A 14,498-nucleotide genomic window follows, 5' to 3' on the forward strand; every position below is an offset into this window, starting at 1 on the left:
GGCGCCTCCCCTCCGTCGTCGCCGCCGGGGTCTCACGCGCCGTAGAACAGCTCCTCGACCACGGCGCGTGCCCGGCGGGTGACCCGGCGGTAGTCGTCCAGCATGTCCCCGACCCGCCCCGGGCCGTAGCCCAGGTAACGGCCCACGGCGCCCAGCTCCCGGCCGTCCGAGGGGAAGGTGTCCCCGGCCCGGCCGCGCACCAGCATCACCGCGTTCCGCACCCGGGTGGCCAGCACCCACGCCTCGTCCAGGACGGCCGCGTCCTCGGTGGCGATCAGCCCGGCGGCCTGCGCGGCGGCCAGGGCCTCCCGGGTGCGGGTGGTGCGCAGACCGGGCTCGGCCCAGCCGTGCCGCATCTGGAGGAGCTGGACCGTCCACTCGACGTCGCTGAGCCCGCCGCGCCCCAGCTTGGTGTGCAGGGTCGGGTCGGCGCCGCGCGGCAGGCGCTCGGACTCCATGCGCGCCTTCAGGCGGCGGATCTCGCGCACCGCGTCCTCGCCCAGGCCCTCCGCCGGATAGCGCAGCGGGTCGGCGAGGTCGAGGAAGCGGGCCCCGAGGTCCGCGTCCCCCGCCATGTGCCGGGCCCGCAGCAGTGCCTGGCTCTCCCAGACCAGCGACCAGCGGCGGTAGTAGGCCGCGTAGGAGGCGAGGGTGCGCACCAGCGGGCCGCTCTTGCCCTCGGGGCGCAGGTCGGCGTCGATCAGCAGCGGCGGGTCGGCGGTCGGGAGCTGGAGCAGCCGCCGCATCTCGGCGACGACGGTGTTCGCCGCGCGGGCCGCCTCCTGCTCGTCCACGCCCTCGCGCGGCTCGTGCACGAAGAGGACGTCCGCGTCGGAGCCGTAGGCCAGCTCCCCGCCGCCGAAGCGGCCCATGCCGATGACCGCGAACCGGGTCGGCAGGGTCTCGCCCCAGCCGTTCGCGACGGCGGCCCGCAGGGCGCCCGCGAGGGTGGCCGCCGTCAGATCGGTGACGGCGGTGCCGACCCGGTCCACCAGGGCCCCCGGGTCGGCCTCGGCCGGGCTGTCCTCGGTGCCGTAGGAGCCGATCAGATCGCCCGCGGCGGTACGGAACAGCTCCCGCCGGCGGACCCCGCGCGCGGCGGCGACCGCGGCCTCGGCGGTGTCGGCCCGCTTCACCGCGGCCAGCACCTCCTGCTCCAGGTGCTCCCGGCCGCGCGGCTTCAGGCCCTCCGGGTCGCCGAGGATAGCGACCGCCTCGGGGGCGCGCAGCAGCAGGTCGGGGGCGAGCCGGCCGGCGGACAGGACCCGGGCCAGGTTCTCGGCGGCCGCGCCCTCGTCCCGCAGCAGCCGCAGGTACCAGGGGGTCTGGCCGAGGGCGTCGGAGACCTTGCGGAAGCCGAGGAGGCCCGCGTCCGGGTCGGCGGAGTCCGCGAACCAGCCCAGCAGCACCGGCAGCAGGGTCCGCTGGATGGCGGCCTTGCGGCTGACGCCCGAGGACAGGGCCTCCAGGTGCCGCAGGGCGGCGGCCGGGTCCGCGTAGCCGAGGGCCTCCAGGCGCTGGCCGGCGGCCTTGGCGCTGAGCCGGGTCTCGCCGGGGGCGAGCTGGGCGACGGCGTCCAGCAGCGGCCGGTAGAACAGCTTCTCGTGCAGCCGGCGGACCACGGAGGCGTGCCGGCGCCACTCGCGGTTCAGCTCGGCGACCGGGTCGGTACGCAGGCCCAGCGAGCGGCCGAGGCGGCGCAGATCGGCCTCGTCCTCGGGCACGAGGTGGGTGCGGCGCAGCCGGTAGAGCTGGATGCGGTGCTCCATGGCGCGCAGGAAGCGGTAGGCGTCGTCGAGCTGGGCGGCGTCCGCGCGGCCGACGTAGCCGCCGGCGGCCAGGGCCTGGAGGGCGTCCAGGGTCTTCCCGCTGTGCAGGGTCGCGTCGCTGCGGCCGTGCACCAGCTGGAGGAGCTGGACGGCGAACTCGACGTCCCGCAGCCCGCCCGGGCCGAGCTTGAGCTCGCGGTCTATCTCGGCGGCGGGGATGTTGTCGACGACGCGGCGGCGCATGCTCTGCACGTCGGGGACGAAGTTCTCCCGCTCGGCGGCCCCCCAGACCAGGGGGGCGACGGCGTCGATGTACTCCTCGCCGAGCGCGGGGTCCCCCGCGACCGGCCGGGCCTTCAGCAGGGCCTGGAACTCCCAGGTCTTGGCCCAGCGCTGGTAGTAGGCGAGATGGCTGGAGAGGGTGCGCACCAGGGGGCCGTTGCGGCCCTCGGGGCGGAGGTTGGCGTCGACGGGCCAGATGGTGCCCTCGACGGTGGTCTCCGAGCAGATCCGCATCAGATGGGAGGCGAGCCGGGGGGCGGCCTGGAGGGCCTTGGCCTCGTCGGGGACGCCGTCGGTGGCGTGGGGGCCTTGGGTGCCGGTCGCGGAGGTGCCGGTCGCGGGGCCGCCGCCGTGGGTGCCGTTGGCCGGCTCGGCGACGAAGATCACGTCCACGTCGGAGACGTAGTTCAGCTCGTGGCCGCCGCACTTGCCCATCGCGATCACGGCCAGCCGGCAGGCGGCGGCGTCCTCGGGCGCGGCGGTACGGGCGATGGCGAGCGCGGCGCGCAGGGTCGCGGTGGCGAGGTCGGCCAGTTCGGCGGCGGTCTCGGCGACGTCGGTGGTGCCGCACACGTCCCGGGCGGCGATGGCGAGGAGGCAGCGCCGGTAGGCGACCCGCAGCGAGACGGGGTCGTCCGCCTCGGCGAGGCCGCGCTCGAACTCGGCGACGCCCGGGTGCAGGTCGGCCGACTCGTAGGTGAAGAGCGCCTGCCAGTCGTCCGGGTGCCGCACCAGGTGGTCCCCGAGCGCCTCGGACGCGCCGAGCACCCCGAGGAGCCGGTCCCGCAGGGGCTTGGCGGCCACGAGGGTGTCCAGGAACCGGCGCCGCGCGTCCTCCTCCTCGTGGGCCTCGGCGATCCGGACCAGGGACCGCAGCGCGAGATCGGGGTCGGCGGTGCCGCCGAGGGCGTCGAGAAGGACGGGGTCACCGCGGACGGCGGCCACGGCGGGCAGATCGAGCAGCCGCTCGGCGGCGGACGGGTCGGTGAATCCGTGCCGCAGAAGTCGCGTGAAGGTGCTGCTTCTGCGCCCCGGCACCGCCGTCATCCCGCTCTCCCGTCCTCACGGTGACCCACCCACGACCGAACGGGCCCGCCCGGCCCCGCCGATCATGCCGCCAGTTCGAGCCTAGCCCCCGCCTCCCGGCGACGACCCGCCGGGACGACGGGGTGTGGCGGGGTCACCGCCCCGGGCCGGGCGGGACGGGGTCCCGGTCCGCGCCCCGCCGGGACGGCACGATCCGGCCGTCCCGGGCAGGGCAGCGCGCCGCCGGACGCGCGACAGCGGACGTCTCCGCGGCAACCCCCGCGCCCGCAGCCAGGCGGGGTGGCCCCGCCCCGGGGCGGGGCGGGCCCGGGGCGGGGCGGGCCCGGGGCGGGGCGGGCCCGGGGCCCGGGTCCTGGGACCGGGCCCGCCGGGACGGCACGATCCGGCGGGCCCGGCGGGGCCGGGGGCAGGGCCCCGCCGGGACACGCGTCAGCGGGCGGCGCCACCGCAACCGCCGCCCCCGGCGCACACCGGGGCCGGGCGCGGCAGGGCCCGGGCCCCGGGCGGGTGGCCTCTGCGGGCGAGGACGGGCTCCGCGACCCGCCGGAACGGCACGATCCCGCCGGGGGCCCGGCAGGGGCACCCACCCGCCGTGCCCCAGCGAACCCCCGGGCGGGTGGCCCCGGGGCCTCTCCGGACGAGGACGGCCTCCCCGCGTCCCCCGGAACGGCACGATCCGGCCCGGGGCGCGGGAGGGCTCCTGCCCGCCGTGCCCCAGCGGCCCCTGGGCCCAGGCCCGGGGCGCCACGGCAACCCCCGCAGCGCGGACCGGGGCCCGGGCCCGCCGGGCGGCCCCGCTGCCGGGCGCGGGGCGCCCCGCGCCCGCGCTCGCGCCCGCGTGACATTCGCCATGTTCCTGGCATGGACGCCCCACTGAACCGCATCCTCGGTATTTCCGTCTTCCCGGCCGATCAGCGTCGATCACGCCGATGTCCGCCGGTCGGACCGCGGAACCCGCTCACCGCCGCCCGCGCGGCCGGGCCCGCCCGCGTCCTCCCACCTGAACACCGAAAGCACCACCACCGCCATGCGCTCGTCCGGGTCCCGCCGCCGTCCTGCCCTGCTGTCCCGTCGAGGCCCGACGGCGGCCCTGCTGATCGTCCCGGTCGCGGTGGCCGGCTGGTTCCTCGCCGCACCCGGCGCGTCCTCCACCGATGCCGAGGGCGCCCCGGCCGCCGCCCCGAAGGCCCGGCCCGTGACCGCCGCGCCCGCCGCCGCGCACGTCCCCGCCTCCGTCGTGCAGATCGTGGCCCACCCGGACGACGACCTGTTCTTCATGAACCCCGACACCCGCCAGTCCGTCGAGACCCGCACCCGGCTGACCTCGGTGTATCTCACGGCCGGCGAGTCGGACGGCGTGAACGCGGCCCGCACCGGCCCGTTCGCCCCCGCCGCCGTCCCCGCCGCCGACAAGGCGCACTACGCGGAGGCCCGGCAGAACGGCATACGCGCCGCCTACGCCGAGATGGCCACCGGCGACCGGACCAGCCCCTGGCGCCGCACCGAGATACCCACCGCGGGCGGCGCCACCGCCGAGCTGGACGTGCTCGCCGCCCGGCCCGAGATCTCCCTGGTGTGGGTGCAGCTGCGCGAGGCCGGGTCGGTCTCCGGCGACCGGCCGGTCAGTCTGCACGGCCTGTGGGACGGCCGGATCACCGAACTCCCCTCCCAGCTCGCCTCCGGCTCCCCCGTCCGGCAGGGCTTCCGCTACGCCAAGCAGGACGTCGTCGACACGGTCGCCGGCCTGCTGGAGCGGTTCCGCCCCACCCACGTCCGGATGCAGGACCCGACGCCCGGCCGCTCGCTGAAGACCGGCCGGGCCACCGACCACCAGGACCACATGTACGGCGCCCGGTTCGCGCAGGCGGCCCTCGCCCAGTACGCGGGCGTCCCGGACCGGCCCGCGTTCGGGGTGCAGAACTACCTCGGCTACCTCAACGGCGGCCTCCCCCGCACCCTCGACCCGCAGACCGCGGCGGCCAAGCTGCGCACCCTGCACACCTACGCCTGGATGGACGCGGAGAACTACTGCGGCGCGCCCGCCGGCTGCGGCGACCGCAAGGTGGCCTCCCGCCCCGGCGGCCACGGCTGGACGCAGTCGATCCGCTACTCCCGGGGCGAGTCGGTCTCCTGGACGCAGCCCGGCCGGGACGGGGGCCTGTGGGCGTTCTCGGTGCTGGACACCCGGCTCGCCGTCTGGCACCGCCCGGCCGGCGGCGACTGGACCGGCCCCCGGCTGCTGCCCGGCCGTGGCCTGGACAGCGGGGTGAGCTCGGTGCGCCTGCCGGACGGGCGGATCGCCGTGTTCGGCACCCGTACCGTCCTCGACGGCGGCCCGGCGGACTACCGGCGCGAGGTCGTCACGGCGGTGCAGCGCACGGCGGACGGCGCGTTCGGCCCGTGGACCTCGCTCGGCACCCCGGAGCGCAGCGACGCCCACGCCCTGTCGGACATCAGCGCCCCGGCGGCGGCCGTCGACCCGGCGGGCCGGATCACGGTGTACGTGCGCAACGGCCGCTACAGCCTCAGCTCCACCGCGCAGCACTCCGACGGCAGCTGGACGCGGTGGCGCGGCCGGGGCGGGCGCGATCTGCACGGGGACCCGGCGGTGGCCACGGACGCGCGGGGCCGCCAGTACGTGTTCGCGGGCACGCCGCTGAGCGTGGTCGCCTGGGCGCAGCCGCGCGCGGGCGCGCCGCTGTCCGGCCCGACGGCGACCGGTCTGCCCCCGACGACCCTGGCGCTGAGCGCGGCTCCGGACGGGGACGGGGTGCGGCTGCTGTTCCGCAAGCCGTCCTCGGGCGCGGTGCGTTCGGCGCACTTCGCGGACGGCACGGTCACGGCGCCGGCCGTCACCGACCTCGGCGGTGTCTCGGGCTTCGGCCCGGTGAGCGCCTCCGGCCCGGCCGGGACCTGGCTCACGGTCCGCTCCGGCAGCGGCACCCCCGGCACCTACGCCCCGGGCACGGGCACGGCGGGCCGCGCGGCGGGCGCCCCGCGCTGGCAGACCGGCCCGGACGGCCCCCTCTTCGCGGGCGCGCCCTCGGGGACGGAGGCCGGGGCGGGGGCGATCGGCCTGGACGGGCGGCTGTACTGGACCGCGCCGGGCGCGGGGAGCGGCTGGCGGACGGTCCCGGCGGGGTGACGCGGCAGGGCGGCGGTCTCCGGTCCGGCCGGGCCGGGCCCGGCCGGGGGTGACGGGGCAGGCCCGGCCCGGTCCGGTCCGGCAGGGTGACGGCCCCGGGTGCGATGAGTTCCGGGGGCTCGTACGGTCCCCCTTGGGGGACGCACGGGCGACGGCCCCGTGCCCCGCGCCCGGAAGGCCAGGTCTCTCCATGTCCGCGACACCCGCCGCACCGCCCGAGCCCGACGTCCGGCTGGACCCCCGGTTCAGCGACCCGGCCGCCTCCCCCGCGTCCTGGGCCGACGCCCGGGAGCTGATCGAGACGGCGGAGGTCTTCTGGCTGACGACCGTCCGCCCCGAGGGCCGTCCGCACGTCACCCCGCTGATCGCGGTCTGGCACGACGGCGCGCTCCACTTCTGCACCGGCACCGCCGAGCGCAAGGCGAAGAACCTGCGCGACAACCCGGAGGTCGTCCTGACCACCGGTGGCAACTCCCTGGCCGAGGGCTTCGACCTGGTGGTCGAGGGCGCGGCCTCCCGGGTCACCGAGTCGGCGGCGCTGCGCGCGCTGGCGTCCGCGTACGTCGCGAAGTACGGCACGGACTGGACCTTCGAGGTCGGTGACGGCGTGTTCCTCGGCGACGGCCACGAGGCCCTGGTATTCCGGGTGGCACCGCGGACGGTGTTCGGCTTCCGCAAGGGCGACCCGTACGGCCAGACCCGCTGGCGCTTCCCCGCGTAGACCGCCCGGGCCGCCCGGGCCCCCGCTCCCCTCTTACCGAAAGGTGCATCCCACCATGGACATGACCCTGGAAGTCGCCACGATCCCGGTGGCCGACATCGACCGCGCCAAGACCTTCTACGCGGACGCCGTGGGCTTCCGTGTCGACCTCGACCAGGAGGTCGCCCCCGGCATGCGCATCATCCAGCTCACCCCGCCGGGCTCGCGCTGTTCCGTCGCCCTGATGTCCGGCATGCCGAACCACCCGCAGCAGCCGTCGATGGCCCCCGGCTCCCTGCACTCCCTCCAGCTCTGCGTGACCGACATCGCCCGGGCGCACGAGGAGCTGTCCGCGCGGGGCGTGCCCGTCACACCGGTCCAGCACGTCGGGGAGACGGGCTGGGAGGACGGCCCGAGCGGCCAGGAGTGGAACGCGTTCATGTTCTTCAAGGACCCGGACGGCAACACCTGGTGCGTCCAGGAGGCGCCGTCACCGCTCTCGGAGCGCTGACGCCCGTCGGTCGGCCCTGATACGGGACTTCCTCTCCCGGCACGGGTTGTGAGGCGCCCGCCCGCCGGCCGGATCACTCCCGGCCGGCGTCCTCCGGTCCGTCAGCGGGCTTCTCCCACACCGAGACGTGACGGGTGCTCTCGTGTGTGAACGGTGCTCTCGTCCAGTCCTCCCAGCGGTCGCGCAGCCGCAGCCCCGCAAGCCGGGCCATCAGGTCGAGTTCGGCGGGCCAGACGTAGCGGAACGGGATCGACCGGTGGCGGGCGGTCTCCCCGTCGGCGTGGACGGTGACGTAGTCGGAGCTCATCGACTGGGTGGCGGTGTCGTACACGTCGAAGGCCCAGCCCTCCGGGCCGATCCGGAACGGGACCGCCGTCTGGCCGGGCGGCAGGAGCCGCAGTCCGGGGACGCCGACCTCGACCACGAAGCAGCCGCCCGGCCGCAGATGCGCGGCCGCGTTGCGGAAGCAGTCGACCTGGGCGTCCTGCGTGGTCAGGTTGTCGATCGTGTTGAACACCAGATAGGCGAGCGCGAACTCGCCCGGTACGCGGGTGGCGGCGAAGTCCCCGATCGTGGTGGCGACCGCCTCCGCGCCCGGCTTGGCCCGCAGGCGTCCGACCATCGCGCGGGAGAGGTCGATCCCGTGCACCGGGACCCCGCGGGCCGCCAACGGCAGCGCGATCCGCCCGGTGCCGACGCCCAGTTCGAGCGCGCCGCCGTCGCCCGCGAGCCCGGCCAGCAGGTCGACCGCCGGATCGACCGCTTCCGGCCGGAACATGTCGGCCGAGAAGGCGTCGTAACGGGCCGCGACGCTCTCCCCGAAGTACCCGTCGCCGGTGTCGTCCGGCCGGCCCGTGTCGTGAACGTTCCGCTCGTCGTCATGCATCGGGGGACCGTACCGCCGGACCCGCCGCCCTCGCACGCCCATTTTCCGTCGCCCCCGCCCCGGGAACGGCCGTCCGGGGCAGGATGGCTGACATGACGACGACAACGGCAGCGGCGGCGGGCGAGTTCGCCATCGGCGGGGATCTGACGGTACGGCGGCTCGGCTTCGGCGCGATGCGGTTGCCGACGGAACCGGGGCCGGAGCGCGAGGCGTCGGTCGCCGTCGCCCGGCGGGCCGTGGAACTCGGCGTCACCCTGATCGACACCGCCCATCTCTACGGCGGCGGAGCCAACGAGGAGCTGCTCGCCGAGGCCCTGCACCCGTACCCCGCGGACCTGCTGGTCACCACCAAGGTGGGTGTCGCGCGGTCGGCGGAGACCGGCGAGTGGGGGCTCGACGCCCGGCCCGCCGTCCTGCGCGACCAGGTGGACCAGGCGCTGCGCCGGCTGCGCGTCGAACGGATCGAACTGCTCCAGCTCCACCGCCTCGACCCGGCGACACCCCTGTCCGACCAGATCGGCACGCTGCGGGAACTCCAGCTCGCGGGGAAGGTCGCCCGCATCGGCCTGTCCGAGGTCACGGTCGCCGAACTGGCGCAGGCGCGGGCTCTGGCCGACATCGTCAGCGTGCAGAACCGCTACAACCTGCTGGACCGCGAGCACGAACCGGTGCTGGAGGCGTGCGAGGCGGCGGGGATCGCGTTCCTGCCGTGGCGGCCGGTGGCCACGACCCTGCCCGACACCTCCGGGGGCAGCGGCGGACACCAGGAAGGGGGCGCGGACGCGGATGCCGCCCGGGCGGAGATCGCCGCCGTCGCGGCCGAGGCGGACGCCACCCCGGCGCAGGTCTCCCTCGCCTGGCTGCTGGCGCGTTCCCCGGTCGTCCTGCCGATCCCGGGCACGGGCCGGACCGCGCACCTGGAGGAGAACGTCGGGGCGGCGGGCGTCCGGCTGTCGGCCGCGCAGCGTGCGCGGCTGGACGCGCTGGCCGGTCCGGCGGCCGTGAACGGGGGCGCGGACCGGGCCGGTTGAGCCCCCGGGCCCGCCCCGTTGAAGACGCCGGAAAACCCGCCCCGGGTCGCCCCGGAACGGCCCCGGGGCGGGCCTCCAGGAGGCCGTTCCGGGGCCCCGGCCCGCCCGCCGGACCCGGTGGGTCCGCCCGCCTCCACCAGGCCCCCAGCAGCCCGCCGAAGCCCGTCTCGCACACCGCCTGACCTGGGCAAACACCCCTCCACCGCGTACCGTTGGGTCCTACGGCAACGCGCGGGACAGGGGACTCGTATGCACGGCACCGACACCACCAGGGACCGCGCGACGGGCACCGCCACGGACCGGATCGGGCACCGCGGCATCCGTACCGTCGAGGACGTACTCACCCTCCTGGACGGCCTGTTCGCGCCCGCGGCCGACCGCTGGGGCGAGCGCGGCACCGACTGGTGGGACGGCTTCTACGCGGACCGGGACCGGCCGGTGCCGTTCTTCGTCCCCAAGCCCGACGAGAGCCTGGTCGCGGCCCTCGCCCGGGGACTGGTCCCGTCCGGCGGGCGGGTCCTCGACCTGGGCTGCGGTCCGGGCCGGAACGCGGTCCACCTGGCCGCCGCCGGGTTCGCCGTGGACGCCGTGGACCTCTCGCCGACCGCCGTCGCCTGGGGCCGGGAACGCGCGCGGGACGCGGGCGTCGACGTCCGGTTCGTACGGGGCGACGCGTTCACCGCGGAGCTGGACGGCCCGTACGACCTCATCCACGACTCGGGCTGCTTCCACCATCTGCCGCCGCACCGCCGCATCAGCTACCTGGCCCTGCTCGACCGCCTGCTCGCGCCCGGCGGCCTGTTCTCCCTCACCTGCTTCGCCTCGGGCGCGATGGGGTCCGAGCTGCCGGACACCGCGTTCTACCGGGACGGCGGGCTGGGCGGCGGACTCGCCTACCGGGCCGGGGAGTTGCGCGGGATCTTCTCCGGCCCCGGCACCCGCCCGCTGCTCGACGAGGTCGAACTGCGCCGGATGCGCGACGAGCCGGCCGACTCCCCGCACTTCGGCGAACCGTTCCTCTGGGCCGCCCTCTTCCGCCGGCCGGCCGCCTGATCCACCGGCGCCCGGCTGAGCAACCACGCCCCACCGGCCGTAGTGAGGGGCAACGGACCAACGGACGGGGCGACGGGACCGCTCCCGTCAGGGATCATGGGTGGGACCGAGAACGACGCACGGACGCACGGACGCGCGACCGCGCGGGGGGAAGGAAGGCTCGTGAGCTACTGCCTGCGGATGAGCACCGGCGACATGCGGCAGGTGATCCGGCTGCTCACCTCCGTCGAGCGGACCGACGACCAGGAACGGGTGCTGGAGAGCGTCCGCCAGCACTGCCGGGAACGGGACGCGCGCCACACGCATGAGGGCGTCCGCCGGCGGCTCACCGTCGAACAGGCCCTGGAGGAACTGCTCGACGGCACGCCCGGTTCGGACATGGGCGCCGAATACACCTACGCCTTCGACGCGTTGGTGTCCCGCCACTTCTCGGACCCGGTCGACCTCGGGGCCTGGCGCCGGCCGTCGTGGTTCTACGCGATGGACGCGGAGCTGGCCGGCTGCGGTGTCCCGTCCGCGCTGCGGCCGGGCGACTTCCTCTTCGCCGGCCCGCCGATCCGGCTCCCGCACCCGGGGGACGCCTTCCCGTCCATCGGCACCCTCGCCACCGACCTGGCGGGGCAGCTGGCGGACGCGTACGAGGCGGTGCTGCACCGGCTGGCGCCGGAGTTCCAGAACACGGCGCAGCACTTCGCGAAGCTGATGCGCTTCGAGGCGGAGGAGTGGGCGCACGCGAAGGCGCGCGGCCGGACCGAGGACACGATCTACTTCTTCTTCACCTGACGCCACCCCTGACGTCGCCGGCACGGCCGGCGCCCCTGACGGGCCCGGCGCGCTCGTCGCGCGCATCGGCCCCGGTCCCGGCATCGCCGGGCACCGGGGCCGGGGGCGGCCGGGCGCTTCATGGGTCCCGGCCGCCTGCCGCACACCGTCACCGCTCGGTCACTGCTGCGGCGGCTCCTCGCGCCGGCCGCCGAACTGGTCCTTCATCTTGTCCTGTGCCGTGTCGACCTGGTCCTTGTACTTGCCCTGGGTCTTGTCGTCGACCATGTCACCGGCCTTGTCGATGCCCTTGCCGGTCTGGTCCTCATGACCTTTGAGCTTGCTCTTGATCTTGTCCATCATGGACATGTGGTCTCCTCCTCGACGCAGGAATCGCCGTCCCTCCAGGGTCGGCCGCGCGGGCGAGTACCGCATCTCCAGACCAGCGCTCCGGCGCTGACCTGCGGTTTCAGCTCAGCACGCCATCGAACACAGTCTCGAATGCCGACTTGAACCAGTAGTACACCTGATGCCGCCGCCGACAGTACCGCCGCGCCCGCCACCACCCCCGGGGCGCCAGCTCCCGCTTGCACCACTTGCACCTGCGCTCCCTGCGCCGCCGCATCCCGCCCCTCTCCCCCGCACCCCTCTGCCCGGCGGTCCCCCGGCGAGCCTGCCCGCGACGCCCGACCAGGCGCGCCCTCTCGCCTACATGAACGCCGAACACGGGCGTCCCGGTTGCGTCCGATGAGACGGAGCGCCCGATTCTCAGGTCTGCACCTGCGCCTCCTCAGTACTGCCGGAAAGGCTCCATGCCTTCCTAAACCGTTCCAGCAGCAGACGGCTGGACCTCGGGGAGACTTCGAGATCGAGCCGGGCCTCCGCGAGTCGGTCGAGTTGCCCTTCAGGGCCCTTCCGCCTCATCGCGTACTCGTCGGGAAAGCGCCTCGCAACTGCGAAGAACTCGATCATCGCCAGGATGAAATCCGCGTACGCCGCGACTTCGCTCCAGCCCTGGACTACGTCATCCGCCGAATCCCGTTCTTGGGAAAGGGCACGGGAGTCAGCGACTTCGAGCAGCTTACGCACCGTGTTCGCGGCCTCCTCGACGGACTCGTCCACGCCCCTTTCCCAGACACCGGTGAGCGTCAGACGTATGTCGTCCAACCGATATCCGTCCACACCGTCGGCCTCGCCCAGGGCCACGCGAAAGGATCGCAGGGATTTCTGGAATTCATCCAGAAGCAGTGTCAACGCGACGCGTGGCAGACGCCCGCCGCCCGGACCGATCCGTTCGGGAATCGCCACCATGCAGCGCGTAAAGCGTATGAGGTCCCTGGTGATACCGCCGGAAAGGCAGTGCGCGAGCGCGATAAACGGAGAAGGCAGGCCCGGGACCCGGCTCTGCAGTATTCGGTGGGACTGCTCCAGGCTTCTCGGCACCACATGGATCACGTCGTCCAGCGAACTGTCCAGAACATCCCTGACAGGCATGCCCCGTCGCACGAAGCCCGCTCCGATCTCCTCGGCCACGGACAGAAGAAAATAGACGTGGGAAACACCGAACACCGCCTTGATCTCGGCCAGCAACGCCCTTGCCTGCTCTGCCGAGCCAATGCGGTCGACTTCGTCCACGAGGATGAAGATGCGCTGCGGTCCCTCGTCCGTGCCCGCCCCGTGCTCGGTCATCTCTCCGAGCATCCGTCGAAAGTGGACCACGAGTTCGGGCAGAGTCAGATTCCGGGAGGAGAGCGTCGTCGTACGCCCCGCCCCGAGCGTCCCCGCGACAAGGGGAGCGAACCCCGTGTTCACCGCGAGGCTCGTGCTCTGCACCGTCCGCAGCAGATAGAGGTAGTTCACGCAGTCCTGCAGGAGGGGCGATCGCCTGCGCTTCCTCGGCAGGGTCGTCAGCAGCGCGATCCCCAGGACCGCGAGGGGCGTACGCGTCACCCAGGGGCTCTCGGCCCATGCCAGGGTCGCGGCACGCGCCGTGGCCGTCCACGACTGCGACAGCCACGGGTAGAACCCGGCGCGCAGCGCCTCCTGAATCGCGTGGAACAGGGGCGCCAGTGCGACAGAGAGCAGCAACACGGCCGCCGTCGCCTGGAGTACGCGCCGGGACAGTCTGCGCAGACGCTTGAGCAGGTGCTTCCGTAGTCTCACCAGAACGGGAAACGCACCAGCCCGTTCATCGTCGTACTGGGCCAGGAACTCCTCGCACACCCGCTGGAACAGGGAGAGGAGAAACTCCTGAGGGACGTAGGCAGCCGGCATCTGTACTGGGACGATCAAGTCATGTGGTTCGGCTGTCTCGACCAGGGCACGGAGGAGAGTCGACTTGCCGACACCCCGTGGCCCCGAGACCGCGACCGTGCCCCCGGACATCAGACCGAGCTTCGTGTTGAGATCGTCCAACTCGTCATGAGGCACGAAATAGCGCAGGTCGTGGGCATCGACGAGTCCGAGAATGTCCGGTGTGACGAGGAGCCTGCTGTGATCCTCACCAAGGAGAAGCTGGAGCACACCTCCCACTTCGCGTGCCAGTTCAGCCGGTAACGCGTCCTGCCACTGCCTGCGCATCAGCGCCACTTGAAGGTCCAGCAGAACCGTCCGGAGAGGGCGCAGTACACGCCGGGGGAAAGACTGGGTCCCGCGGCGCCGCGCGGCCAGTTCCCGTTGCTCCACGGCATCCTGATAGTCCGCGTACTCGCCCCTCCCGGAGGCGAGAACGTGGGCCACGAACCGGTGCCCGAACAGCTCCGCTCTCAGGAGATCCAGGTCCACGCCGGCCGCGAGGTAGGCCCTGACGACCTCGTTCTCGTCGATCAGCCCCGCAACGGCGTCCTCGTACGTCCTCTCGTCCTGAGGCAGGCCCCAACGCGCCCTCGCAACATCCTCGTCCGTCACGCGCGCCCCCCGTACCTCGACCCCACACCGCGAACACCTAGACGGTACGGCTGGCGGCGGAGGCGCAGGGGAAGAACGCGGATGCCGATGCGGAAAGCAGGCGCGTCGGTCCGCGGCATCGGCCGACGGCCCGACCGCGGACTCGCGTCAGTGGACTGCGGCACAGGCAGCGACTTGCTCTCGAAGGCCCGCTACCTCGCTGCGGTGGGACACACTGTTTGCCGGACTCAGAACCACCTGGGTTCTGCACTGGCTCCTGACCCTCTTTCTGCCGGCCATGACAGCAACTGCTTTCGACCGAGCTCTAAATCCACCCCCAACTTCACCAGTCAATGCCGATCCCGAGCCGCCGGGGCAGACACGTCCTGATCGCAGGCGCTCGGGTGCGGCCCGGACCGGGAAGCG

10 protein-coding genes are annotated in these 14,498 nt (G+C 74.3%); 6 read left to right on the forward strand and 4 right to left on the reverse strand.

The window, feature by feature from the left end; all coding sequences use genetic code 11:
* Positions 1 to 32 precede the first annotated feature (32 nt).
* Positions 33 to 3,098 carry a bifunctional [glutamine synthetase] adenylyltransferase/[glutamine synthetase]-adenylyl-L-tyrosine phosphorylase gene (locus ABZ457_RS11120; RefSeq protein WP_359156329.1) on the reverse strand — a complete coding sequence of 1,022 codons (3,066 nt, stop codon included), beginning with the start codon at positions 3,096 to 3,098 and terminating at the stop codon, positions 33 to 35.
* A gap of 1,027 nt (positions 3,099 to 4,125) precedes the next feature.
* On the opposite strand from ABZ457_RS11120, the gene ABZ457_RS11125 reads away from it, so the two are divergent.
* The 3 genes from ABZ457_RS11125 to ABZ457_RS11135 all read left to right on the forward strand — a co-directional run bounded on the left by ABZ457_RS11125 (position 4,126) and on the right by ABZ457_RS11135 (position 7,454).
* Positions 4,126 to 6,243: a PIG-L family deacetylase gene (locus ABZ457_RS11125; RefSeq protein ID WP_359156331.1), complete on the forward strand. Its 2,118-nt coding sequence runs from the start codon at positions 4,126 to 4,128 to the stop codon at positions 6,241 to 6,243.
* A 190-nt stretch (positions 6,244 to 6,433) separates the two neighbouring features.
* Positions 6,434 to 6,964, forward strand: a complete 531-nt coding sequence (locus ABZ457_RS11130; RefSeq protein ID WP_359156333.1) for a pyridoxamine 5'-phosphate oxidase family protein — start codon at positions 6,434 to 6,436, stop codon at positions 6,962 to 6,964.
* Between the two features lie 55 nt (positions 6,965 to 7,019).
* A complete protein-coding gene (locus tag ABZ457_RS11135; protein WP_359156335.1) occupies positions 7,020 to 7,454 on the forward strand; it encodes a VOC family protein in 435 nt (144 codons plus the stop codon).
* A 73-nt stretch (positions 7,455 to 7,527) separates the two neighbouring features.
* Here ABZ457_RS11135 and ABZ457_RS11140 read toward each other — a convergent pair whose 3' ends face one another.
* Positions 7,528 to 8,340: a class I SAM-dependent methyltransferase gene (locus ABZ457_RS11140; RefSeq protein WP_359156337.1), complete on the reverse strand. Its 813-nt coding sequence runs from the start codon at positions 8,338 to 8,340 to the stop codon at positions 7,528 to 7,530.
* A gap of 92 nt (positions 8,341 to 8,432) precedes the next feature.
* On the opposite strand from ABZ457_RS11140, the gene ABZ457_RS11145 reads away from it, so the two are divergent.
* The 3 genes from ABZ457_RS11145 (at position 8,433) to ABZ457_RS11155 (ending at position 11,207) form a co-directional block, all read left to right on the forward strand.
* Positions 8,433 to 9,371 carry an aldo/keto reductase gene (locus tag ABZ457_RS11145; RefSeq protein WP_359156339.1) on the forward strand — a complete coding sequence of 313 codons (939 nt, stop codon included), beginning with the start codon at positions 8,433 to 8,435 and terminating at the stop codon, positions 9,369 to 9,371.
* A gap of 249 nt (positions 9,372 to 9,620) precedes the next feature.
* Positions 9,621 to 10,424 carry a class I SAM-dependent methyltransferase gene (locus ABZ457_RS11150; RefSeq protein ID WP_359156341.1) on the forward strand — a complete coding sequence of 268 codons (804 nt, stop codon included), beginning with the start codon at positions 9,621 to 9,623 and terminating at the stop codon, positions 10,422 to 10,424.
* 162 nt (positions 10,425 to 10,586) lie between these two features.
* On the forward strand, positions 10,587 to 11,207 hold the full coding sequence (locus tag ABZ457_RS11155; protein ID WP_359156343.1) for a hypothetical protein: 621 nt from the start codon (positions 10,587 to 10,589) through the stop codon (positions 11,205 to 11,207).
* A 159-nt stretch (positions 11,208 to 11,366) separates the two neighbouring features.
* Here the strand turns inward: ABZ457_RS11155 and ABZ457_RS11160 are convergent, their stop codons facing one another.
* Both ABZ457_RS11160 and ABZ457_RS11165 read right to left on the reverse strand, forming a co-directional pair.
* A complete protein-coding gene (locus ABZ457_RS11160) occupies positions 11,367 to 11,555 on the reverse strand; it encodes an antitoxin (protein WP_359156345.1) in 189 nt (62 codons plus the stop codon).
* 399 nt (positions 11,556 to 11,954) lie between these two features.
* On the reverse strand, positions 11,955 to 14,093 hold the full coding sequence (locus tag ABZ457_RS11165) for a hypothetical protein (protein ID WP_359156347.1): 2,139 nt from the start codon (positions 14,091 to 14,093) through the stop codon (positions 11,955 to 11,957).
* Positions 14,094 to 14,498: the final 405 nt, after the last annotated feature.

This window comes from Streptomyces sp. NPDC005805, from assembly GCF_040630445.1.
Lineage (GTDB): Bacteria > Actinomycetota > Actinomycetes > Streptomycetales > Streptomycetaceae > Streptomyces.

Bases quoted from the DNA above. Each gene is read 5' to 3' on its own strand.
- ABZ457_RS11140 (WP_359156337.1), bottom strand. From the start codon at position 8,340: ATGCATGACGACGAGCGGAACGTTCACGACACGGGCCGGCCGGACGAC.
- ABZ457_RS11130 (WP_359156333.1), top strand. From the start codon at position 6,434: ATGTCCGCGACACCCGCCGCACCGCCCGAGCCCGACGTCCGGCTGGAC.
- ABZ457_RS11125 (WP_359156331.1), top strand. From the start codon at position 4,126: ATGCGCTCGTCCGGGTCCCGCCGCCGTCCTGCCCTGCTGTCCCGTCGA.
- ABZ457_RS11160 (WP_359156345.1), bottom strand. From the start codon at position 11,555: ATGTCCATGATGGACAAGATCAAGAGCAAGCTCAAAGGTCATGAGGAC.
- ABZ457_RS11145 (WP_359156339.1), top strand. From the start codon at position 8,433: ATGACGACGACAACGGCAGCGGCGGCGGGCGAGTTCGCCATCGGCGGG.
- ABZ457_RS11135 (WP_359156335.1), top strand. From the start codon at position 7,020: ATGGACATGACCCTGGAAGTCGCCACGATCCCGGTGGCCGACATCGAC.
- ABZ457_RS11120 (WP_359156329.1), bottom strand. From the start codon at position 3,098: ATGACGGCGGTGCCGGGGCGCAGAAGCAGCACCTTCACGCGACTTCTG.
- ABZ457_RS11150 (WP_359156341.1), top strand. From the start codon at position 9,621: ATGCACGGCACCGACACCACCAGGGACCGCGCGACGGGCACCGCCACG.